Below are 23,064 nucleotides of genomic sequence, written 5' to 3'. Positions count from 1 at the left end.
AGTATATAAAAGTGAATTATTGCTAACAAGATCGCCTTACATTCTTATGCATAGAATGCGTATGTAGGGCGAATTTTTACTATCGCAGCTATGCAGATAATTATTACCAATGTAACAAAGAATCATGCTGATAAAAGTTGTCCTTTAGTCATCTTAGTGAATAGTACTACATAGTAAGTAATGATTTATTGAAGTGCTTTAGTGCTTTGATTGGGGGAAACCATGAATAGAACGAAGTTATTTCAAGAAGACCTTGCACAAAAGTTAACATTAATGATTGATAGATATTTTCATTCCATTAAAGAAAACGATTCGTCGGAAAGTTTAAACAGAAAATACCGAGAAGTAAATATAGCTCCTGTTAATTACGCTTCCTTAGGTGAGTTGGAATATAAGATAAATACATTTGATGAAGAACAGGATGATGCAAAATTTCTACTGCTTGCTTCAAAACTTTGCGAAACTGAAATCATTAATATACATAGTATGATTCCTAGAGGTCATATAAAGCCAAAACCCAAGTTATTATTGGAATGCATATCTGAATCATTAAGCAAATATTATAAGAATGATAGACCAGAGCATATAGGCCCCTATACACCAAAGGATAAAATTTATAGCCCAGTCGTTGATATTGGAATATCTCCTTCAGTTCAACTGAGAAGAGGCGAAAAACATCATTCTTTGGCGGTTTACCCACTCTTAAATGGAAGGCTTATTTTTGATTGTTTTAGCAATTTATTACTTATACAACGTTTAGCAGAGCAACTTGAAAGAATTGCTAAGGTGAATTTTGAGAAGCTGCAGTTGCCCTTTTATTGGAGACTTAATAATATAAGACCGCTAAGTTTATTTGCTATTGAAATTGAAAATCAGCCTAACAATAAACACCTACTGGGAGATTTCTTAAATTGTCTCATGTTAAGTAGATATCCAATATTATTAGTGCCAGAAAATCGTTTGGATGCTTGTTTTGAAGTAGTTAAACTCACTCGATTTATATTAGATGTTAAACAAATTAATGTGTTTGATTTACTTAGTCAGGTTTGCATTTTATCTGTCGGACAGTTTCGTGACATTATTAATCCGCTTCTGATTGGTTATAACATCGAACCTTTGATTTTTCCTGAATATAGATAATTGAAAAAGCTTTAGCATTGATCTCAGCTGTGACATAACACGAGTATTGATAATTTATATAAAAGTATGACTAATAAGATACCGTATTAATTATGGATGAAGGTCGGTGATCCAAGCGATCAAGAGACCGAAAATAGAATAATATTCCAAAGATATATTCAACGTTTTAGTCTAATGCTGAAAAATTACTATTCCTACATACTAGTATTATATGTAATGCTCTTCACTCTTAACGGAGATGAAATTACCCACTTTTTATATAAGAGAGGGTATTTTTTATTAAGGGGAAGGGAATAAAGTTTTGAAAAAACTCATCAGAATATAATATCTACTCAATATAGTAATTCATCCCCCATTATTCCTTTACTCACTCTCCCCCAATAACTCCCCAACTGAAACCTCCAGCGCTTTCGCAATAGCAACCACCTCATAATCCTGCACAAGCCTATATTGACCTTCCAATCTTGATAAACTGGTTGGGCTGATGTCTAAACCAAAGGTTTGCAACCTCGCAAGGAAATCCTTCTGCTTCATTTTTTTAGCTTTTCGAATAGCTACAATTCGGGTCCCGATGATGTTCTTATCACCTGGGGGCTCTTTGCGATGTCTCATTTCCGTGTCACCTCACAATTTAACCAAATTGTATGCGAGGTAACTGTTGTTTTAATGCGGATATCGAATTAAAATGAAATAAACCGATAAACGCATTAAAATTCTGTACATCGTCTACAGATATAGCTTTCCCAGGAAGGAGAGGGTGCGATGCAACATCTTATGCATAATTATGAGGAGGAGAAGCGCAAGCTGAATGAACTCGGTAATAAATCATTGGAGCAGGGAATTCCGCTAAGCAGCAATGAAGAGGTTCAGGCTCAGAGCCGCAAGCTAGACGAACTCATTAATCGAATGTATCAAGAAAAAAGTGGACATACAGCATCATTTCGTTTGAAAATCTGTCTTGGAGGGGATTTAATGAGCTTTCCAGCATGGTTTATACAGACGATTCAAAGTCGATTGAATGAGGTTACCGCACAGATCGAGCATCAATCCGAGCCTAGACTTCCGTTTGAAGAAGAGAGCAAAGCTTTTCAAGCATTATTTGAGTCCATGGCCACTGCACATATGCCAGAGTTTGAGTACTGGGAGGACAAGCTTCAATTGAAGCAATCCGTTATTTATGAACGCTTATATTTACAAGGGCTTAAGGATGGTATGCAACTTGCAAATGCCTCTACTGCCCCTCCAGTTCTCTCGGACTAAGACATGTCCTGTGAAACATGCTGTAAAAGTACATTAGTATCAGAGCAAAGAGTGATAAATGCATGCTTTATTATTAGGCTGTCCACATGACAGTCTTTTTCTTATGCTGATTTTTGGAAGGGAATCCCTCCCATATTGTCGAATTACCATACATATTGTAAATCCAGATGATATGAGGTTGGACTATGTTTAAAGCACTAAGGACACTCTTTCAAAAATCAAACCCTAAACCGCCACAGGCTGTGACTAAGGCACAAACTCCAAAGCCCAAATCAAAGGTTGCCTCCACACGAATTGGTGAGCTAGGCGAGCATAAAATCAATATCCAACTGGATCAGCTACCTAAAGAATGTAAATCGTTAAGTGATCTGTTGCTCCCTAATCCTAAGTCTCGAACAGGCTATGCTCAGATTGATCATATTGTCATTTCCCCATATTGCTTATTTGTCATTGAGACGAAAAACTACAATGGGGAAATTAATGGTGGGCGGACGGATCAGCAATGGTCAGTGAGCAATCGTTATAAGATGTATAATCCGTTGAAGCAAAACTACGGACATATCAAGGCCATTGAGAGTCTGATAAAAGGTGTAGCGGCAGTGAAATTCATCTCCATGATCTCATTCACCATGAGATGTCGGTTCAGTATTGATCCTGAGCTGCGGAAGATTCATTCAGACGAACTGGTTGTCTATGATGTGGAACTAAGTGAGTTTATCTCTAGGAAGCTGATTAGTTTGAAGACGGGAACCCCTGAACCTCCTATTTCTGCGGCACAGGCCCAAACCATATACGATCATTTGGTTCAGGCTAATATCACTGATGCCGAGATCCGCAAGCTTCATGTACAGAGAATTAAGGGGACCAAAGCGTAGTATAAGTAAATACCTATCATTGAATTAAGGGAGTTAACATATATGATCAAACAACTACGAAGCTGGTGGAAGGATACGGAGATTCCTAACCTAATCGGCCGAAAAAAAGTGGACTACTCGATCTTTCGTGACGGTTCGCAAATTCCCGTTGAGTTTCATCCGGATTTTTTAGAAGCTAATCAAGGTCAACAGCTTAACCTAGGTGATAGACGAGAGGTTAAGTTGATCTATGCGGATAGGAACTATGAGGCTACATTAGTTAAAAGCGATCAAGCCTCTGTTAGCCGGGAAGCTCTTCAACTTCGCTATAACGGAAATCAAGCCTTGAAGGATTTGTTAATAAAAACCTTCTCTCATTCCTATTCTTATATCTTGAAAGAAAGAGAAAATCAACAATCCAATGAGGATGTGAAGAAACCTCAGGTTGTCGTCCACGATGATCAAGCGGAATACATAGACTTCTTTGCGACAGGAGTTCCTTTCGAATACCGTTTAGAGTTCATAACGTATAAGCCGAAGCCTAATGTATGGTGGGTAAATCAAGGGTCTACCATTAAGGAGGAGAAGCAAGAGGGGATTCTGTGGGCACCTCTTCTGAACACTCAAGGCCGTAAGTTATATCACTGGGAGACGATGAAGGAGGTTAATCAAGGAGATATCATCCTTCATTACTCCAATAAGGCTATTCGTTATGTTAGCCAGGTTACATCTGCGGCAGTAGAGGCACCGAAACCAGGCTCTATGGCTAATACGGGTTGGCAAGAGGAAGGAAGATTGGTTCGCACCAATTATGTAGAACTCATTCCGCCCATTGCGCTACAACAGTTCAATCAGCAAATTATGCAACTGAATATAACCCAAGGGCCGCTCCATACTGGAGGCGGAGTGAATCAAGGGTATTTGTTCCGCTTTTCAAGACAAGGGCTTCAAGTGCTTCAATCACTCACGACAGAAGTGAATTGGCCTGATTTTACTATTCTAGAGCAAGATGAGGTTGCCTCCAGTATGGAGAGCTTGCGTGAGGTGATTCCTATTCTACCGCCATCCGATTCTAGCATTTCAGCCTTCCTCCACCAAATCCAATCCCACATCCGCCGCCAAGGCTTCTTTTTCCCGGAGCATCTGATTGAGAACTTCTACCTCTCGCTGAAGGCGAAGCCTTTTGTCATCCTAGCAGGTATATCCGGCACGGGGAAGACGCGGCTGGTGAAGCTGTTTGCGGAGGCGCTGGGGGCTACGCGGGATAATGGGCAGTATACGTTGATTCCGGTGCGGCCGGATTGGAGTGATCCTGCGGATCTGCTGGGGTATAGGGATCTGTCGGGCAGGTTCCAGCCGGGTCCGATGACGCAGGTGTTCGTGGAGGCGCGGCAGCCGGAGAATCGGCATCAGCCTTATTTTATCTGTCTGGATGAGATGAATCTGGCCCGGGTGGAGCATTATTTCAGTGATCTGTTAAGTGTGCTGGAGACGCAGGAGTGGCGGGAGAGTGAGATTCAGACGCAGGAGCTGATCTCTCGTTCCTTGCTGGGGACACCTGAGGATCGAGAGACCTATGGCGGCCTGGGCATTCCGGAGAATGTGTTCCTGATCGGGACGGTGAATATGGACGAGACCACGCATCCTTTTAGCAAAAAAGTTCTCGACCGCGCAAGCACTCTGGAGTTCAATTACATCAATCTGCAGCAATATCCGCTAGGGGCTGAGCAGGAGGTGGAGGCCCTCGCTGATCTTACGGAGCTGAACCATCTCTTCCTCCGTTCCGATTATTTGCAGCTGGTGGATGCCTATGATACCCATCAAGAGCTCGTTGTACGGACGACGGAGAGACTGGTGAAGATAAATACGCTGCTGGAGGATATCCATGCTCATGTGGGCTTCCGGGTGCGGGATGCGATTTGCTTCTATATGATCTATAACGAGCGCTTTGGCCTGATGGATGAGGAAGAGGCATTTGACTGGCAGCTGCTGCAAAAGATTCTGCCGCGTATCCAGGGAAGTCATTCCTCCGTGCGCCGGGTGCTGCTTAATCTGATGAAGGTTGTGATAGGCAGCGGTGCCGGCATTGCGGTTAATGTTCAAGAACTCATGGACGATGATGCTTCTCCGCTCTATATGAAATGGGCTGCCGGGCAGAATCCGCCTGGGGTCAAGCATCCGCAAAGTGCCCGTAAATTGGCTTATATGCTTAGGAGGCTGGAGGAAGATGGATTCACCTCATACTGGCTCTCTTAATCAGGCGGTGGAATTGCTCCGTATCGAGACGGAGCTTTTTACGCTATATGTGCAGGGGCGGCCCTATCACCCTACGGTGGAGACGTTGCAGCTTCATCGCTCCCCGGATCAGGAGTGGGTGAATGCTCAGCTTGGGATTACATGCTCGCAGCGGCTTGGTGATGTACAGATTAAGGTGTTCTCGCCTGAAGCCTATGGGCTGATCGACTGGCAGCCGGGGGAGTCTTCCTTTCCTTGCTTTTATGAGACGCAGCCGTATGAACTGGTGATTCAGAATAAGAAGGCGGTCAAGCTTACTTTCTATCATGAAAATGTGCTGCTCCGGCAGGCGGTTAAGCCTCTAGGTGAGTCTATCCTTGCAGGTGTGCTGAACTTTGGGAATGAGGTTGGGCTGACGGAATGGGAGATCCGGGGCGAGGGGCAGACGCTGCTGCGGGTGGAGATGGAGATTTTCCCCTCGAAGATGGATTATAAACGGGATTACCAGAACCTTCTGCATGAGGTGAATGCGCAGATTTATAATTTGGCCTTTGATTTTCTGCGCCGGACCTACCAGCTAACTGGCCTTAAGGAGACGCAGCATCAGAGCCTGACGGAGTTCTTCGCCATCCTACAGCATGTATTCAGACAGCTCTTGGATGCCGTTGAGCGGATCAACAAGAATCCTAATGTTGCGCTGCTCCAGGAGCGGCGGTTAATGGATGCAGGCCGGGTCAAAAAAGCCGGAAGAGAGAACATCCGCGAGCTCGCGAAGCATCCTGAACGGTTAAGAGAAGATATGAATCATGGGTTCTTAACCATCGGTAACCGGAACTACACAGCATCGCACTTAATGGAGACACGGAAGCGCCTCGCCTATGATACGAGTGAGAACCGGTTCGTCCGCTGGATGCTGGAACGAGTTCATGGCAAGCTGAAGGAGCTTAAGAGCCGCTGGAAAGAGAACAGCCGGACCTCAGATCCGCTGCTCATCCGAAGAATCGACACGATGCTCACTCAGCTAGAGCGGGTGCTTAAGATAGATTTCCTGCGGGAGGCAGGAGCACTGAAGCAGATGTCCGTTACGCTGGTGCTGCAGATGGCCCCCGGATACCGTGAGGTCTATCGCTGTTATCTCATGCTGCTCAAAGGCCTGTCGATCCAAGGCGACCTGCTTCGCCTATCCATGAAGGATGTCGCGCAGCTCTATGAATACTGGTGCTTCCTCAAGCTGAATCAGCTGTTGGGGCAGAAGTATAAGCTGGTGAAGCAGGACATCATTAAGGTGAACCGGAACGGGATCTTTGTGACGCTGGATCGCTCGCAGACCGCTCAGATGGTCTATGAGAATCCGGTCAACGGGGAACAGTTCATCTTGTACTATAATACGATTCCTGGAACAGACAGGACCCCAACGCTCAGTCAACGTCCCGATAATGTGCTTACGCTGAAGAAGAAGGATGCGGGTCAGATCAAGGAGTATAAGTATGTGTTCGATGCGAAGTACCGCTTGAATCCGGCGTATGAGGGGACTTCCTATCAGCAGAAATATAGACAGCCTGGGCCGGAAGAGGACGATATTAATACGATGCACCGCTACCGGGACGCTATAGTCTATCAGGAGATAGGTTCCGGGGAGTACGAGCGAAGCATGTTCGGGGCGTATGTGTTATTTCCGTACCCTGATGAGGAACGGTACAAGACCCATCGTTTCTACAAAAGCATCGGGCTGCTGAACATTGGCGCCTTGCCGTTCCTGCCGAATTCCACAAGTCTGGTGGAGCAATTCCTAGCAGAAATTATTCAGGATAGTCCGGAAAAAGCTTACGAACGCTCGACACGTCCACGTGGGACCAAAGAATACTACGCCAATCAGCTGGCGGGCAAAAATGTGCTGGTCGGTTCAGTCCGGGGGCCGGAGCAGGTGGGGGTGGCGCTGCGGGAAGCTTTTTATCATATGCCGCTTAAGAACCTATCCGATGTAAAAATCCTCACTCAGCTCGAATACGTCGCCATGTGCCAATCTCGCAAAAAGTTCGTTGATCCCGCCAAAACAGGCATTCACTGGGTAGGGAAGGTAGCGGATTGGAAGGTGCTGCAGCGTAAGGAGATTAAGGAAGTCCCTTGTCGGCCGGGTACCGAGGAGGATCTGTATGTACGCTTCACGGTAGAGGAATGGAAAAGCTTAGCTGATCCTATAACGCTGGGGGGACAAGGAATTCTCACGGTGCTCTACACCAGTAAGTATATCCTGGACCGGTCCTTGGAGATTGCTGAGCTCCGTCTGGAAACGGAGGAAGCGCTGCGCGAATGGCGGGAAAAGCGGCGTAAGGGTAGAGTTAAGGTGAAGCTGGATCATGAGGAGTATGTGGATCTGGGTAGTGTTGTGGAGGTTAGGAATATATAGGATCAAATATATAGAGTGAAGAAAGCGAATGCATGGTTGTGTTTTACGTTGTAAAACATTGTCACCATGGTATAATGAACTCAGAAACAGCGTACAATGGCAAAGAGAGCCGTGCTGGTAACACGACTCTCTGCGCAATAGCCGCTTTTAAGGGCGTAGGCTTTTAAAGGTTATCCGTTGAAATAGGACCGCTACCTTTGACCGGGCGGCCTATTTCTTTTTGTGGAAAGATAGAATCAACACAACCAGAGTCGCGAACGAAATCATTAGCGTCAATGCTTGGTATACCTCCACTGGCGTCACCTCCCTTCCGGGAGATTAGCCGGCCGCCCATATAAGCCTTTCTATTGCTTCTGCGATTATATCATGAATGGAAAATTTTGAGTATATAAACCGAATCCCCCAAAAAAGCTCAAACGCAGGCCCCACACACCTGCCTTTGGGCTTTTTTCTATGCATCCCAAGACTCACTTCTGGAAATTTATTCTTCCGTCGTAATACTTTCGCCATGTTCGTTGCGCTGGATATCAGCGATGATAGAACCTGTAAGATGATAACGCCGAGCGCGTTCATCCTACATCCGGTTCTTATCCGGGCGGGCGTAACGAGGCGGGGATCTCAGGTGATCCCGCAGTGCCGGCATGTATGTTACGGTATCCTGTACGGTCCGTTTCGGTAAGAGTCCCTAATCGCCTTCTAAGCGACGTTGGTACAGTACTCGATTTCCATCGAGCGACAATTGAAGCACAATCTGAGTAAGGAAACCAATGGACAGAATCTCAGGCGGCTAGTCTAGCGCACTGCGGAAGGGCTTTGCAATCCGTGGATACCGATAGTAGGTAGCTGGGGAGGACTTGGCAAGGACGGAAAGGAACGAAGGCCGGCTGAAGGTTGGGTTAGCCTCGGACCTCAAGTAGTCCTCCCGGACCTCCCGGCAGGGCCGCCTGTCTCAAACGTGATTCCGCCTGAGCTGCAGCGGGATTCTGTTATCCATTGGTCAAACATGAAGGGGGCACACATATGTTGAAGCAAATCACGATTCAAGCGGACCAGCGCGGTCTGCTCTTTCATAAGGGAAGTTATGTGAAGCGGCTGCTACCGGGAACCTACCGTTACTTATCCTGGTCGCAGCATACGGTGGCAGTACTGAATATTGCGAAACCGTTTAGTGTTGAGGGCAAAGACCTGCAGCTATTTTTACAGGAGGATGAACTCCTGCGGGAGCTCGATGTCGTACGCGTACAGGATCATGAGATTGTTCTGCACTATGAGGATGGCCAATTCATGCAAGTGCTGAAGCCGGGTGTGTATGCTTATTGGAACCTCCTGAGAAAGCACACCTTCGTACATACGGATATAGGGCAGCCGGAGCTGCCTGCCGGGATCGACCGCTCGATTATCCCGAAGCTTACTCCGTACGTGCAGTGCTGCGAAATCGCGAGCTACGAGCAGGGATTCCTGTTCTATGATCATACGCTCCAGCGGGAGCTTACGCCGGGTAAGTATTATTTCTGGAAGGGACCGGTCTCGGTGCTGACGAAGACAGTCGATCTAAGACAGCAGCAGATGGATCTGGTTGGCCAGGAAATGATGACTGAAGATAAGGTCTCGCTGCGTCTGAATTTCGTATGCCAGTACACCATCGTAAGTCCGCACCGCGTTCTGGAGATGAAGGGGTTTGACGAGCAGATACACATCCAGCTTCAGCTCCTGCTCCGGGAGTATGTCGGGACGCTGAAATTGGACGATCTCCTGAAACGAAAAGAGGATGTTGCCACATTCATTCTGTCCCGTATCCAGGAGAAGGAAGAAGCGTTCGGGGTACGTTTCCTCGGGGCGGGGGTGAAGGATGTAATTCTGCCGGGGGAAATGAAGGATATCCTAAACACCGTCCTGCTCGCAGAGAAGAAGGCGCAGGCGAACCTGCTTACCCGCCGGGAAGAGACAGCATCGACGCGCAGCCTGCTGAATACAGCGAAGCTGATGGACGAGAATCAGACCCTGTTCCGGCTGAAGGAGCTGGAATTCCTCGAGAAGATATGCGACAAAATCGGTTCCATCTCTGTTACGGGCGGTGGAGACCTGCTGGAGCGGTTAAGCTCGCTTATCGGCAGTAATAAGTAGATCGCCTCCTGGCGGTCTATTTTTAGTGCAGATCGAGAGAATTAAGCTTAGTCAAAGTTCCGGAAAACAGGTAATTATATAGAAGCTATAGAACTAAGCTAGAGAGCCGATTAAGCCAAACCCAAGGAAGTGATCCCATGGACAACAAAGCAAAGAAAATCCTGATGAACACCTTCTGGACCTCAGCCGGCTGGAAGAGCAGTCCTGCTGCCTTCACCGGTGAGGATTTCGACTATGCCAAAAGCAAAGGCCTGATGTTCGATCCTGTGACCATATCTCATGACGAGATTGTCTTGCGGCTGCATGAGCTGCATGGGGCGATTACTAAGGAGCGGGTAGCTGCCGCGTTCCTGCACAGTCTGTCGACGAAGAAGGTCCATTTGCGGAGCGCCCTTTCAAGCTGGGTCCTGACTTCCGGTGTACCTGTGCATACCTATGAGCAGCGGAGTGTTGTCCGGCCCAATTACAGCAGCTGCGGGGATTGTAACTTTCACAGATTAATGTCTGATCGGGAATATATGAATGAGGATATGAATGTGCTGAATTTCGAACGGGTGAAGTGGGGCGGGATTCGTCTGAACTGGCTTTTATACTGCTGGCTGGACCTTGAATTATTAAGTAAAGAAGAAGAGTTCGAGGTTACCGCCGAGGATACTGCCATACTCTCCGGGATGCTCGAAGCGATACGGGATTGTGCGGACCATGAGAGTGCGCGGATGCTGGAGAAGCGGTGGAAGGACGTGGTTCCTTCGAGCAAGAATGAGCGGGATGTAATCATGGAGATCTGGGGCTATGCCGGATTGCTGGTACCGCGGGACACACCCCGGAAGCGCAGAGGCGGGAGTTCTGATTATAACTCTATGGCGGAGTGGCAGGGGGATGACGGTTATTCGCAGGAGGCGGTAGAGTTGTATTTCGGTGCGTTTTTGTAATGACGTCTTTAGAACTTCAATAAGGATTCGTAAGTACTCTATTACTTCATGCCGCCACCATTCGTGGCGGTTTTCTTGTTTATTCTACGTTTAGCGCTGTCGTGTAGAATAAATTGATGTAGAAAAAATGAAAATAATGGAGGAAAAGGCATTGAGATTTAAACGGATAATCGCCTTGTTACTAGTGTTTGCCATGATCATACCGACGAGCTTGATACATGCGGCTGATCTGGTGTTGAAAGAGGATGCAAATATAGTGAAGCAGACGCCTTCTGGTTTGACAGACCTGGAGGATACTATTGATGTTACGAATGAATCGTATGAGGCAGAGATCATTGTTACCTCTATGAATGGGATGTTGGCGTATAGTCCACAATCTGTTCAATTATCAATTGTGGAAGATAGTCCGGTAGGCAAGCGGATTGTGGGCAATACACTGCTCATTGATCAAGGCGCACCAGCTGGAACGATTACCATCAAAGCTGTATTGCCGGATGATTTCTATACTATTCATACTATGACTGTGAATTCAGGTGGGGGTAATCCGCAACCGGCGCAGCCAAGAATAGCCCATACGCTGCTGGATACAAGTGATCTTAATCATCTCATCATAAGTGCAACGGCACTGGATGACGGTATTCACAATGTACAGATAAGAACATTTTATAAGAATGCCTCTGGTATGATAGGGGGGGACATTGTCAATCTGACCCGGGAAGGCAATAGTTCAGTGTTTTCTGCAGACATTACCGATAAGGTCTCCAGTAAGATGAGAGATTCCAATGCCTATGAAATGACTTATTTCTTCACGATGTTAGATGAAAATGAGGGATTCCTGCAATATCCCGAGGTTATTGACATGAACTCGTTGGAGGGAGCCTTGACGGTTAAGCTGGCGGATGCCCCGGACAACGGATCGGGAGAGCCTGAGTTAGATATAACTAATTTAATTGCTAAGATTAATGAAGCGAAGGACTTATATTCCTTTTCAGTAGCTGGCAACGGCTTTGGGGAATACCCGGGAGAAGTGATGGATGCATTTAATACAGCCATCGAAGCTGCATCTCAGGCTAAAGATACAGCTACAACCCAGGCTCAAATTGATGCTGCCTATCAAGATTTGCTGGGTTCCATATCAGCATTTAAGGCTGATGCCATCAAGGGAGCGAGTCGCTCGGACCTTATGGACAAATATGACGAAGCGATTATTCTTTATTGGGATGATACAAGAGGCGAAGGGGTTGGACAATACCCGCAACATGCAAAAGAAGCTTTATTTACAGCCATTTTGTCAGTAGAGGGTGTCCTAAACAACCCAGCACCCCCTCAAGAAGAAATTGATAATGCCTACCAAAGTTTATCTTATGCGATAAAGGTATACAGCGCTGCACAAATCAAAGCAGGCGATCCTGCACGGCTTCAGGTTAAAATTGATGAAGCCTGGGACCTTTTTATTGAGAGTAAAGTGGGCGATGAACCTGGACAATATCCTGAACAAGCCTATTCGGCCTTCCTTGATGCTATTTCAGTAGCTGAAGAAGCGATCCGTTATACAACAGCGCAAAAGAAAATTGATGAGGCTTATATAGCTTTATCAAATGGGATGCAAGAATTCCTTGCTGCAAAAAATCCCGAGCCGGATAAAACAGAGCTGCTTCAGGCGAAAATTAACGAAGCGCAACGGTTATGGGACTATGCTGACGTAGGGCCATACGTAGGTCAATATCCAGCTGAGGCAAAAGACGCGTTGGGAGCTGCTATTTATACCGCTAATGAAGGGTTAAACACCTCCTCCACGGAAGCTGAGCTGGATGCCGCCTACCAAGCATTGAATGCTGCAATCACAACCTTTAAGAATGCTGAAAATAAAAGAGGAGATGCGACGGCACTCAAGGCCAAAGCTGATGAAGCTTCGAATCTTTTACAGCATAGTCAACCAGGTAATGAACCAGGACAATATCCGCCGTTAATATTCACCATGCTGGATCAAGCTATTGGAGAAGCAGAACTAATAATTATGAATTCTTCAACTCAAGCGGAAATTGATGAGGCATACAGAGTCTTGGTGGATGCAGTACAAACTTTCCTTGATGCGAAGATTACCGGTCCCGATAAAAAACCGCTTCAAGATAAAATTGCTGCAGCCGAAAGTTTTTTGAACGCCAGTGTAGAAGGTACTAAAGTTGGACAATATCCGGCAGGTTCGAAGGATACCTTGCGTGGCTTCATAGATAAGGCATTTGCTACGTTAACGAACCTATTTGTTACACAAATGGAAGTTGATGAAGCCTTAACTTCTGTGAATGATGCATTGGCGGATTTTAAGGCCTCTGTAATTAAGGCTGGAGACAATACAGCACTACAAGCCGCAATTACTGAGGTGAAAATCCTTTTGGAGGGAAGTACAGAAGGAAATGCTGTAGGAGAATATCCGCTAGAAGCCATGGACTTACTGGCATCCGCGATTACAGATGCAGAAACTTTGGCTAACGAAGAAGCGACTCAAGCAGCTATTGATACGGCTATCCTAACTCTGAACAACGCAGTTGCAGCTTTTGAAGCTGCGGTGATCAAGAAAGGAAACAGCAGCGAGCTCCAACTCAAAATTGAAGCAGCGAGAAATCTTTTGAGTTATAGCGCAGAGGGTGATCGCCCTGGAGAGTATCCGTCAGAAGCCTTCGATGCTTTGGATAAGGCTGTTGAAGCTGCTGAGATTCTGATTGATTCCCCCGGGACCCAACAACAGATTGATGATGCCTATCATGATTTGGTACAAGCAATCAAAGCTTTCGAAAATGCTAAGATTCAGGAAGGCGAGTATATCCCGCTTCTAATGGCGTTATTGGAAGCAACGACACTTTATGATAGTAGCCCGGAGGGCTACGGCGCAGGACAATATTGGCCGGAAGTCAAAGCGTTGTTCATGACAGCCATTGAGGCGGCAAATGTAGTAGCAGGCGGGCCGTCAACTCAAGAAGAAATAGAGGAAGCGCTCCAAACACTTGCGGATGCGGTTGAAGATTTTCAGAAATCTGTAGTTCGTGCCGGGGACAGCACAAACCTTCAATCGGTCATTACAGAATTGACCACCCTTCTGAGCAACAGCAAAGAAGGTGATGACGTAGGAGAATATCCGACAGGTTCAAAAGCGATTTTGCAGGCAGCGGTTACGGCAGCATCGAATGTGATCAGCGAACCGGCTACCCAGCATGAGATTGATCAGGCTTATAAGGAACTGGTAGATGCGGCAGATATTTTCATAGCTAAAATAATTCTAGCTGGGGATAACTCGAAAGCTCTCGAAAAAATTCATGAGGTAGGCAGTCTTTTGGAGGCCAGCAAAGCAGGAACCGCAGTAGGACAATATCCGGCTGAAGCAATAGCAGCATTGGAGGCAGCATTTGATGCAGCGGTTATTGTGGTCGATAAACCATCTTCTCAAGTGAAGCTTGATGCTGCTTACCAAGCCCTTGTAGACGCGGTTGATGTGTTTAAGAAGGCACAGATACAGGCTGGCGACACTGAAGAAGCTGACGCGGTAGTGACCGAAGCAGGAACGCTGCTGAAAGATAGCATTGTAGGTGAAGGCGTAGGCGAATATCCACTGTCAGCCAAAACCGCACTGGAAGCAGCGATTGCAGCAGCCAAGGAAGTGCTGGAACATCCAGCGACGCAAGCGCAGATTGATACAGCCAAAGCAACGTTGGAAGCGGCAATTACCGCATTTGAAGCTGCGGTGAATAAAGAAGGCAGCAGCGAAGAAGCTGGAGCGGTAGTAACCGAAGCGGGGACGTTACTGAAAGACAGCGTTGTAGGAGAAGGCGTAGGCGAATATCCGCAGGCAGCCAAAACGACATTGGAAGCAGCGATTGCAGCAGCCAAGGAAGTGCTGGAACATCCAGCGACGCAAGCGCAGATTGATACAGCGAAAGAAACGTTGGAAGCGGCAATTACCGCATTTGAAGCTGCGGTGAATAAAGAAGGCAGCAGCGAAGAAGCTGGCGCGGTAGTGATCGAAGCAGAAGCATTGCTGGATGATGTACCAGTAGGGGAAGGCGTAGGTCAATATCCGTCTGAAGCGGTTGACGTGTTGAAAGCAGCCATTACGGCAGCGAAAGAAGTGTTTGAACACCCAGCCACGCAAGCGCAGATTAACGAAGCCAAAGCAACGTTGGAGGCGGCAATTACCGCATTTGAAGCTGCAGTGAATAAAGAAGGCGACAGCGAAGAAGCTGGCGCGGTAGTGACCGAAGCAGAAGCATTGCTGGTCGATGTACCAGTAGGGGAAGGCGTAGGTCAATATCCGTCTGAAGCGGTTGACGTGTTGAAAGCAGCCATTACGGCAGCGAAAGAAGTGCTGGAACATCCAGCGACGCAAGCGCAGATTGATACAGCTAAAGCAACGTTGGAAGCGGCAATCACGACATTTGAAGCTGCAATGAATAAAGAAGGCAGCAGCGAAGAAGCTGATGCGGTAGTGGCCGAAGCGGGGACGTTACTGAAAGACAGCGTTGTAGGCGAAGGCGTAGGTGAATACCCGCTGGCAGCCAAAACAACACTGGAAGCTGCGATTGTAGCAGCTAAAGAAGTGTTTGATCACCCAGCAACACAAGCACAAATCGACGAAGCCAAAGCAACGTTGGAAGCGGCAATTACCGCATTTGAAGCTGCGGTAAATAAAGAAGGCAGCAGTGAAGAAGCTGGCGCTGTAGTGACCGAAGTAGAAACGTTACTGAAAGACAGCGTTGTAGGAGAAGGCGTAGGCGAATATCCGCAGGCAGCCAAAATGACATTGGAAGCTGCGATTGCAGCAGCCAAGGAAGTGCTGGAACATCCAGCGACGCAAGCGCAGATTGATACAGCTAAAGCAACGTTGGAAGCGGCAATCACGACATTTGAAGCTGCGGTAAATAAAGAAGGCAGCAGCGAAGAAGCTGGCGCGGTAGTGATCGAAGCAGAAGCATTGCTGGTTGATGTACCAGTAGGGGAAGGCGTAGGACAATATCCGTCTGAAGCGGTTGACGTGTTGAAAGCAGCCATTACGGCAGCGAAAGAAGTGCTGGAACATCCAGCGACGCAAGCGCAGATTGATACAGCCAAAGCTACGTTGGAAGCGGCAATCACGACATTTGAAGCTGCGGTAAATAAAGAAGGCAGCAGCGAAGAAGCTGACGCAGTCGTGAGCGAAGCAGGCACGCTGCTGAGAGACAGCATTGTAGGCGAAGGCGTAGGTGAATACCCGCTGGCAGCCAAAACAACACTGGAAGCAGCGATTGTAGCAGCGAAAGAAGTGTTTGATCACCCAGCAACACAAGCACAGATCGACGCAGCCAAAGCTACGTTGGAAGCGGCAATCACGACATTTGAAGCTGCAATGAATAAAGAAGGCAGCAGCGAAGAAGCTGATGCGGTAGTGGCCGAAGCGGGGACGTTACTGAAAGACAGCGTTGTAGGTGAAGGCGTAGGCGAATATCCGCAGGCAGCCAAAACAACACTGGAAGCAGCGATTGTAGCAGCGAAAGAAGTGTTTGATCACCCAGCAACACAAGCACAAATCGACGAAGCCAAAGCAACGTTGGAAGCGGCAATTACCGCATTTGAAGCTGCGGTAAATAAAGAAGGCAGCAGTGAAGAAGCTGGCGCTGTAGTGACCGAAGTAGAAACGTTACTGAAAGACAGCGTTGTAGGAGAAGGCGTAGGCGAATATCCGCAGGCAGCCAAAATGACATTGGAAGCTGCGATTGCAGCAGCCAAGGAAGTGCTGGAACATCCAGCGACGCAAGCGCAGATTGATACAGCCAAAGCAACGTTGGAAGCAGCGGTGGCAGCCTTTGAGGCGGCAGTCATTCAAGCTGGAAATGCTGGAGAGATTCAAGCCCAAATTACTGAAGCGACCACTCTTTTAAATGAAAGCACTGAGGGCAACGGCGTAGGCCAATATCCGGCGGGTTCCAAAGCAATCCTGCAAGCCGCAATTATGGCGGCGGAAAATGTCATCCGTACGGCGGCAACACAAGCAGAGATTGACAAGGCCAATGAGCAGTTAACAGCGGCTTATACTGCCTTCCGGGCAGCTGTAATCAAGACTGCACCAGTTGATTCGTATACACCGCCCGTTAATTCCTATACACCTCCGGCGGCTACGCAGCCTGGGGTGGTACAGCCGTCTATCCAAATTACAGATGGACTGAACACGGTTGAAACGGGACAAGGCACGGTAAAAACAGCTGCGTCTGAGGTTCAAGAGATCATGAAGGCTGCGAAGCCGGTTATTCTTGAATCTACGCTTGGTGTAATTTATTTTGGTAAGAATGGCTTGAACGTACCGGAGCTCAAACTAGGATTAGGTGCTTCCCTGGAGTTAGGAATACTTATGACAGAGAAGTCCAAAACCGATGAGGTGTTGGCAGGAGCCAAGCTGGATCAGGCGGGCTTGCACCCGCTCGGCGGGAAGGTACTCGACCTGATTGCCCAGCTGAATTATTCGAATGGCACCAGCACGAGAATCAAGAGCTTCGCTGAACCGGTCAAAGTCACGATTAACTTGAAGGAGCTGGGATTGACCGGGGATACAACGAATTTGACAGCGGTTCGATTCGTACCTCAGGCAGACGGCACGTATAAGACGATCAAGCTTGGCGGGGTCTATAACCCGGCAACGAATAGCTTTGAGTTCTATACGGACAGCTTCAGCTTGTACAGCATCGTTAAGGCTGATTCGGTCACCAAGATTACGTTCAAGGTTGACAGCAAAGAGTATTCCATTGGAGCACTTGCTAAGCAAAACGATGTGCCACCTGTTATCCAGGAGCAAAGAACCCTGGTGCCGATCCGGGCTGTAGCGGAAGCTTTGGGCGCTGAAGTCAAGTGGGACCACGCAACCAAAACAGCGACCATTACGCTTGACGGTAAAGTGCTGACCATGACTTTGGGAGAATTGATTGAAGGCATGGACGTACCTGCGCAGGCGATTGACGGCAGAATTATGGTGCCGCTGCGCTACGTTTCGGAAGCTTTAGGAGCTTATGTCATGTGGTTCCCGCAAGACAAACGGATCGAGATTATCCGTTAGTCTCATCCTAATCTAAAAAGCCGGTTGCCTGTTTCAGGGCAATCGGCTTTTGTCTGCTTATTTAAACTTTCTGCTTACCTGTTCAATCTATGCATCATCTCTCGGATGGGGGTGCCCGGCTGTGTTCCCAGCTCCTGCAGCAGGACTTCCTCCAGCTTGCGGTACCGCCGGATGGCCTCGCTTGTTCTTCCGAGTCCGATCAACAGCCGCAGGGTCTGCCCGGCGATATCCTCGCGCAGGGCATCGATCCGGAGAATTTCATCATATGCCTGCAATGCCTGCTCCATCTGATGCTGCTCGAGATAGTTACGGGCGGCCAACTCTTGCAGCTCTATATAATCCTGCTCCAGGCGGCGCGCCTTGGTGCTGGCCCATTCGTAGGTTTTACCCTTAAGAAAAGGTCCGGTATACAAAGCTGCTGCCTGTTTCAGTAATTCCTTATGTCCGTCCCGGTTCATTCTGATTTCTCTCAGCAAACGCTCGAATGCATACAGGTCACAGGACAGGGAATTCTCCACGATCTGTACCTCATTCCGGTCAGGCAGCAGGCATATCTTAAGCCCGCTTTCACTGATAGCTTTGCGGATATAATACAGATTGCTATTCAGGTTGTTGCTTGCCTTCCCGGACTCAAACCCGCTCCACAGGGTGTCCATAATCTCGTCACGGCTGACTGAGCGTTTGTACAGGAGATAAGCGAACAGTTCCTCCGTCTTGGGGCTCCTCAGCTTGAGTGGCTTCCTGTCCGGTCCGGGGTGCATCAGCTTAAAGCCGTCAAACATGCATACCTCCAGCACAGGCTCCACCTCTTGCCGCCGCGGCCGCCGCCTTATTTTATCCAGAGTCTGTCTCACCCGTTCGGCAGAAACCGGCTTCAGCAGATAGTCAGTCGCGCTGGCGTCGAACGCCTGAAGCGCATATTCCTCATAGCCGGTAACGAATACCACGTCCATAGCATCATATAGCTCATGGAGCTGCCGGGACAACTTCATCCCGCTTACCTCCGGCATGGAAATATCCAGAAAAGCAATATCGATAGGGTTGTCCCTGGCATATTCATAGGCCTTCAACGGATTCCGGAAGGTCTGGCAGATCTCGACCTCTCCACTCTCGGACAGAACCCAGCTGAGCTGATTAAGTGAAAGCCGTTCATCATCGACAATTATCGCCCGAAGCATCTGTTCACCTCTTTAATCATCATGAGTCATTAGTCCTAGAAAATCCAATCAGTCATTAATATTAGCAAATTACAGATAGGCTTTCAATTAGAATTCACACCGGCAAAAGTCTATTTGTGTCGGCACGGAGGGGTAAAGGTACGGTCACTACAAAACCAGATCCTTATTATACCTTTTGACTATAGCCAGATATCACTTTTAAGTGTTACGTACCTCTAAGCCCTCCGTGCTAGAATTTAGACACAAAAGAAAGAGATATGTGAGAATAGAGGAGGACTATATATGTGCAATAGATTTCAAATCGTAGGCAGCCTGCTGCGTCCGGCGGAGTTATTAGAATATAAACAGCAGATTGAACACCGTGATGATATCCAGTATCCCTTTTACCAGGACTTTCAGGGGTATGAGCAGTGTGAAGCGGAGGCCATTCAGGCTGTAGTGGATAAAGAAAGAGACAACGGGTTGTCCATTCTTACGGATGGGGAATATTCCAAGTCGATGTGGCATCTGGACTTCGTCTGGGGCTTCCAGGGGGTTGACCGCTATATCGCGGATCATGGATATTTCTTCAGAGATATAGATGGAGCCTCCAAATACGAGACTAGAAAAGATATCGGTCTGCGCATTACAGGTGAATTGGGCGGAAAGAACCATCATTTCATTCATGCCTATAAGAAGCTTCAAGCTCTTGCCGGTGACCGTGAGACCAAGCTGTGCGTCCCTTCGCCGTCCCATATTTATGGTGAGCTATCCTGGTCGGATAACATTGGCAGTACACAAGTGTACAAGGACAGACAGGGACTGAAAGAGGGCCTGGTCCAAGCGTATAAGGAGTTTGTAGAGGAATTTGCTGCGGCTGGCGGACGTATTCTGCAATTCGACGATTGCTTATGGGAGTTATTTGCCGATGATAACCCGAACTCTCCATTTACCGGCGAGAAAATCAATCATGAGGAAGTACAGGGTCTGGCGGCAGAATTCATTGACATTAACAATACAATCATTGATTACGGCCATAGCTTGGGCCTCCTCATGTGGACGCATAACTGCCGCGGCAACTATGATTCCCGTAATATGGGCGGCGGCTCGTATGCCAAGATTGCGAATCTGTTCCTCAAGCAGCTGAAGTACGACCGCTTCTTCCTGGAATGGGATGATGACCGTGCAGGCTCTCTTGAGGCGCTAGCGGTGTTCAAAGATAGACCGGAGACGGAGATTGTACTGGGATTGCTGTCTTCCAAAACGAATACGCTTGACGATGAGGCCCGTGTAGTTCAAATGCTTGATGAAGCAGCGAAAATTATTGATAAGGACAGATTGTTACTGTCCCATCAATGCGGGTTCGCGTCCTGCGATGGCGGTAATGAATTAACGGAAGATGAGCAGTGGGCGAAGATTAGACAGGGACAAGAGATTGCCCGGCAATATTGGGGTTAAGTAACAAACAACAAGATCGCCCTCCACACAGCTCTCTTGAGCGGATGGAGGGCGATCTTGTTATGAGAAACTCCTGTATCTTCACTATTCCACTAGTCTACTCCACCAGCCTGAGCAAATAACCGTAATGCTCCGTTTCCATCTGGTCCAGGGGGATGAAGCGGATGGAGGCGCTGTTGATGCAGTAGCGTTTGCCGCCGCGGTCTTCGGGGCCGTCATCGAACACATGACCCAGGTGGATATCGCCGGATTGGCTGCGGACCTCGGTGCGTTCCATGCCGAAGCTGGTGTCCGTGGTGTAGGTTACCACCTCCGGGGTAATGGGCTTCGTGAAGCTGGGCCATCCGCAACCGGAATCGTATTTATCCTTGCTGGTGAATAAGGGCTCTCCTGTCGTGATATCGACATACAGACCGGGTTCGTAGTTATCCCAATATTCGTTGCTGAAGGCATGTTCGGTATCATTATTGACTGCGACCGCATACTGTTCAGCGGTTAATTGTTCCTTCAATTGTTCATCGGAGGGGCGGGGGTATTGGGCAGGATCAATCACAACCGCTTGCTCATCCAGAATACTTAAGTCAATGTGGCAGTATCCGTTCGGGTTCTTCTCCAGATAATCCTGATGGTACTCCTCAGCCAGATAATAGTTCTTCAGAGGCAGAACTTCCGTTACGATCGGCTTATCATAGTTCGTCTGCTCCTGATCTACGGCCTGCTGAATGATGGCTGCATCCTCTGGGGACGAATAATAGATTCCTGTCCGATATTGAACGCCTCTGTCATTGCCTTGCTTATTCCGGCTGGTAGGATCAACCACTTTGAAATAAGACTCCAGCAATTGCTGCAGCGTCACTTGCTTCGGATCATATTTCACATGAACGGTCTCCGCGAACCCCCGGTCCCCGCGAATGACATCTTCATAGGCCGGATTCTCGCCTTCCCCGTTGGCATAACCCGAGGTTACATCCTGAACTCCCTGAATGCGGGACATATAGGCCTCCACCCCCCAGAAGCAGCCGCCTGCGAGGTACAGATTGTGCAGATCCTTATCGGCGATGGTGGTGGTCTTCACGGCCCGGACCGGGGCTGCTGAGGCTGACTTCATTCCCTCGAAGGTCTGGGTAATTTGCTCATTGGAAGCATGACCCGGGAGTGATTTCACTAGATTTCCGTCTGCATCAATATAATAGGAGGTAGGGAATGCCCTGACTTCAAATTTCTTGGCCCATACCCCATCCTCATCCAAAAGTACGGTTAAGTTATCATAAGACTGTCTCTTGAACCACTCTGTAAATTCCTTGGAAGACTTTTCTCCCTTGGCATCCGGTGTAACGATCGTGACCACCTGGAAATCATTCTCTTGCCCGGCCAAGGTATTGAGGTCCTCAAGTCCGGCCAGACAGATGGAACACCAGGAAGCCCAATATTTCACATACACTTTCTTACCCTGTAGATCCGACAGTTGAAGAGAGTTTCCCTTCAGATCCTGTAATGCAAAATCAGGTGCAGGCTTTCCTTTGTCCATTGCAGCGGGGGAGCCGGTATTGCCGGCGGGTGCGTCCGGTTTCGTACCACAGGCCATCAGGAGCGACAGCATTCCGCCAATCACCAGGACATATCCCATCCATTTCCACGCACGCCTCATAGCTAACCCTCCTAGCGATTTATTGAATCCAGCCGACAATCGTGTTCAGCCGGTCTGTCATCAGCAGCAGTCCCATTATAATCAGCATACAGCCGGACGCGATTTTGATTCCTCCCATGAATCTGTACAAGCGGCGAATCCGCTTCACTAGAACCTCCGAGAACACGGACATGATCAGGAAGGGGATAGCTAGACCGAGCGTATACAGGAACATGAGGAAGCCTCCATAAGCAGGAGAGCCTTCACCGGCAGCGATGCTGAGAATGCCTGCGAGTACCGGGCCGATGCAGGGAGTCCAGCCGAAGCTGAACGTCAGACCGAGCAGGAAGGCGCCTATATATCCGCCTTTGGTCACACGATTGCTGGATAGTTTTTTTTCCCGTTCCAGCCAAGATAACTTGATGAGGCCTGTCTGATAGATCCCGAACAAGATAACGATGGCTCCGCAGATGGCAATGAATCTCGGGCTGGATATGATATTGCCAAGGATGCCGGAACCGAAACCAAGTAAGATGAAGACTACAGAGAGTCCAAGAACAAACAACAACGTCCGCATCATGAAACTGGAACGAAACCGGAAGGAGCGGGTGTCAGCCACTCCCTGATTCGCGCCATCCACTATACCGCCAGACAGATAAGACACATATACCGGAAGCAACGGCAGAATACATGGTGCAAAAAACGATAACAGCCCTGCGCCGAATACGCCGAACAGAAATATAGAATCACCGGCCAAATCTGTCACCACCTTAATAAATGCTATTTACCGTGACGCTA

The 23,064-nt window shown here is 48.0% G+C and carries 14 protein-coding genes; 9 read left to right on the top strand and 5 right to left on the bottom strand.

Features of this window, described 5'->3' with window-relative positions:
• The first annotated feature begins 222 nt into the window (after positions 1 to 222).
• A complete protein-coding gene (locus tag MKZ24_RS00890) occupies positions 223 to 1,140 on the top strand; it encodes a hypothetical protein (protein WP_340781015.1) in 918 nt (305 codons plus the stop codon).
• A gap of 363 nt (positions 1,141 to 1,503) precedes the next feature.
• Here MKZ24_RS00890 and MKZ24_RS00885 read toward each other — a convergent pair whose 3' ends face one another.
• Positions 1,504 to 1,752: a helix-turn-helix domain-containing protein gene (locus MKZ24_RS00885; RefSeq protein ID WP_340781014.1), complete on the bottom strand. Its 249-nt coding sequence runs from the start codon at positions 1,750 to 1,752 to the stop codon at positions 1,504 to 1,506.
• Positions 1,753 to 1,902: 150 nt separating this feature from the next.
• Between MKZ24_RS00885 and MKZ24_RS00880 the strand changes: the two genes are divergently transcribed.
• The 4 genes from MKZ24_RS00880 (at position 1,903) to MKZ24_RS00865 (ending at position 7,896) form a co-directional block, all read left to right on the top strand.
• Positions 1,903 to 2,400: an aspartyl-phosphate phosphatase Spo0E family protein gene (locus MKZ24_RS00880; protein WP_340781013.1), complete on the top strand. Its 498-nt coding sequence runs from the start codon at positions 1,903 to 1,905 to the stop codon at positions 2,398 to 2,400.
• Between the two features lie 185 nt (positions 2,401 to 2,585).
• Positions 2,586 to 3,275, top strand: coding sequence for a nuclease-related domain-containing protein (locus tag MKZ24_RS00875; RefSeq protein ID WP_340781011.1), 690 nt, complete (start codon positions 2,586 to 2,588; stop codon positions 3,273 to 3,275).
• 408 nt (positions 3,276 to 3,683) lie between these two features.
• Complete coding sequence (locus tag MKZ24_RS00870) at positions 3,684 to 5,510, top strand: McrB family protein (RefSeq protein ID WP_340781010.1); 1,827 nt, start codon at positions 3,684 to 3,686, stop codon at positions 5,508 to 5,510.
• Positions 5,482 to 7,896, top strand: coding sequence for a restriction endonuclease-like protein (locus tag MKZ24_RS00865; RefSeq protein WP_340781009.1), 2,415 nt, complete (start codon positions 5,482 to 5,484; stop codon positions 7,894 to 7,896). The genes MKZ24_RS00870 and MKZ24_RS00865 overlap by 29 nt, the downstream gene beginning before the upstream one ends.
• A gap of 210 nt (positions 7,897 to 8,106) precedes the next feature.
• Here the strand turns inward: MKZ24_RS00865 and MKZ24_RS33035 are convergent, their stop codons facing one another.
• Positions 8,107 to 8,190: a putative holin-like toxin gene (locus MKZ24_RS33035; RefSeq protein WP_367272796.1), complete on the bottom strand. Its 84-nt coding sequence runs from the start codon at positions 8,188 to 8,190 to the stop codon at positions 8,107 to 8,109.
• 726 nt (positions 8,191 to 8,916) lie between these two features.
• On the opposite strand from MKZ24_RS33035, the gene MKZ24_RS00860 reads away from it, so the two are divergent.
• The 3 genes from MKZ24_RS00860 to MKZ24_RS00850 all read left to right on the top strand — a co-directional run bounded on the left by MKZ24_RS00860 (position 8,917) and on the right by MKZ24_RS00850 (position 18,024).
• Positions 8,917 to 10,020, top strand: coding sequence for a slipin family protein (locus MKZ24_RS00860; protein ID WP_340781008.1), 1,104 nt, complete (start codon positions 8,917 to 8,919; stop codon positions 10,018 to 10,020).
• Between the two features lie 137 nt (positions 10,021 to 10,157).
• Positions 10,158 to 10,952 carry a hypothetical protein gene (locus MKZ24_RS00855; RefSeq protein ID WP_340781007.1) on the top strand — a complete coding sequence of 265 codons (795 nt, stop codon included), beginning with the start codon at positions 10,158 to 10,160 and terminating at the stop codon, positions 10,950 to 10,952.
• Positions 10,953 to 11,103: 151 nt separating this feature from the next.
• A complete protein-coding gene (locus MKZ24_RS00850) occupies positions 11,104 to 18,024 on the top strand; it encodes a stalk domain-containing protein (RefSeq protein WP_340781005.1) in 6,921 nt (2,306 codons plus the stop codon).
• 74 nt (positions 18,025 to 18,098) lie between these two features.
• Here the strand turns inward: MKZ24_RS00850 and MKZ24_RS00845 are convergent, their stop codons facing one another.
• Positions 18,099 to 19,202 (bottom strand): response regulator, encoded by a 1,104-nt coding sequence (locus tag MKZ24_RS00845; RefSeq protein WP_042232535.1) that lies wholly within the window; start codon positions 19,200 to 19,202, stop codon positions 18,099 to 18,101.
• Between the two features lie 282 nt (positions 19,203 to 19,484).
• On the opposite strand from MKZ24_RS00845, the gene MKZ24_RS00840 reads away from it, so the two are divergent.
• The gene (locus tag MKZ24_RS00840; protein WP_042232536.1) at positions 19,485 to 20,639 is read left to right on the top strand and encodes a cobalamin-independent methionine synthase II family protein; all 1,155 of its coding nucleotides are present in this window, start codon (positions 19,485 to 19,487) and stop codon (positions 20,637 to 20,639) included.
• Positions 20,640 to 20,736: 97 nt separating this feature from the next.
• Here MKZ24_RS00840 and msrAB read toward each other — a convergent pair whose 3' ends face one another.
• Positions 20,737 to 22,287: a bifunctional peptide-methionine (S)-S-oxide reductase MsrA/peptide-methionine (R)-S-oxide reductase MsrB gene (msrAB, locus tag MKZ24_RS00835; RefSeq protein ID WP_197073032.1), complete on the bottom strand. Its 1,551-nt coding sequence runs from the start codon at positions 22,285 to 22,287 to the stop codon at positions 20,737 to 20,739.
• 19 nt (positions 22,288 to 22,306) lie between these two features.
• Positions 22,307 to 23,023: a cytochrome c biogenesis CcdA family protein gene (locus MKZ24_RS00830; protein ID WP_042232538.1), complete on the bottom strand. Its 717-nt coding sequence runs from the start codon at positions 23,021 to 23,023 to the stop codon at positions 22,307 to 22,309.
• Positions 23,024 to 23,064 lie beyond the last annotated feature (41 nt).

The organism is Paenibacillus sp. FSL R7-0297 (assembly GCF_038009025.1).
GTDB lineage: Bacteria > Bacillota > Bacilli > Paenibacillales > Paenibacillaceae > Paenibacillus_AQ.
This window is presented reverse-complemented; position numbering and strand designations above follow the sequence as displayed.

Bases quoted from the DNA above. Each gene is read 5' to 3' on its own strand.
- MKZ24_RS00890 (WP_340781015.1), top strand. From the start codon at position 223: ATGAATAGAACGAAGTTATTTCAAGAAGACCTTGCACAAAAGTTAACA.
- MKZ24_RS00885 (WP_340781014.1), bottom strand. From the start codon at position 1,752: ATGAGACATCGCAAAGAGCCCCCAGGTGATAAGAACATCATCGGGACC.
- MKZ24_RS00880 (WP_340781013.1), top strand. From the start codon at position 1,903: ATGCAACATCTTATGCATAATTATGAGGAGGAGAAGCGCAAGCTGAAT.
- MKZ24_RS00875 (WP_340781011.1), top strand. From the start codon at position 2,586: ATGTTTAAAGCACTAAGGACACTCTTTCAAAAATCAAACCCTAAACCG.
- MKZ24_RS00865 (WP_340781009.1), top strand. From the start codon at position 5,482: ATGGATTCACCTCATACTGGCTCTCTTAATCAGGCGGTGGAATTGCTC.
- MKZ24_RS00860 (WP_340781008.1), top strand. From the start codon at position 8,917: ATGTTGAAGCAAATCACGATTCAAGCGGACCAGCGCGGTCTGCTCTTT.
- MKZ24_RS00855 (WP_340781007.1), top strand. From the start codon at position 10,158: ATGGACAACAAAGCAAAGAAAATCCTGATGAACACCTTCTGGACCTCA.
- MKZ24_RS00845 (WP_042232535.1), bottom strand. From the start codon at position 19,202: ATGCTTCGGGCGATAATTGTCGATGATGAACGGCTTTCACTTAATCAG.
- MKZ24_RS00840 (WP_042232536.1), top strand. From the start codon at position 19,485: ATGTGCAATAGATTTCAAATCGTAGGCAGCCTGCTGCGTCCGGCGGAG.
- msrAB (WP_197073032.1), bottom strand. From the start codon at position 22,287: ATGAGGCGTGCGTGGAAATGGATGGGATATGTCCTGGTGATTGGCGGA.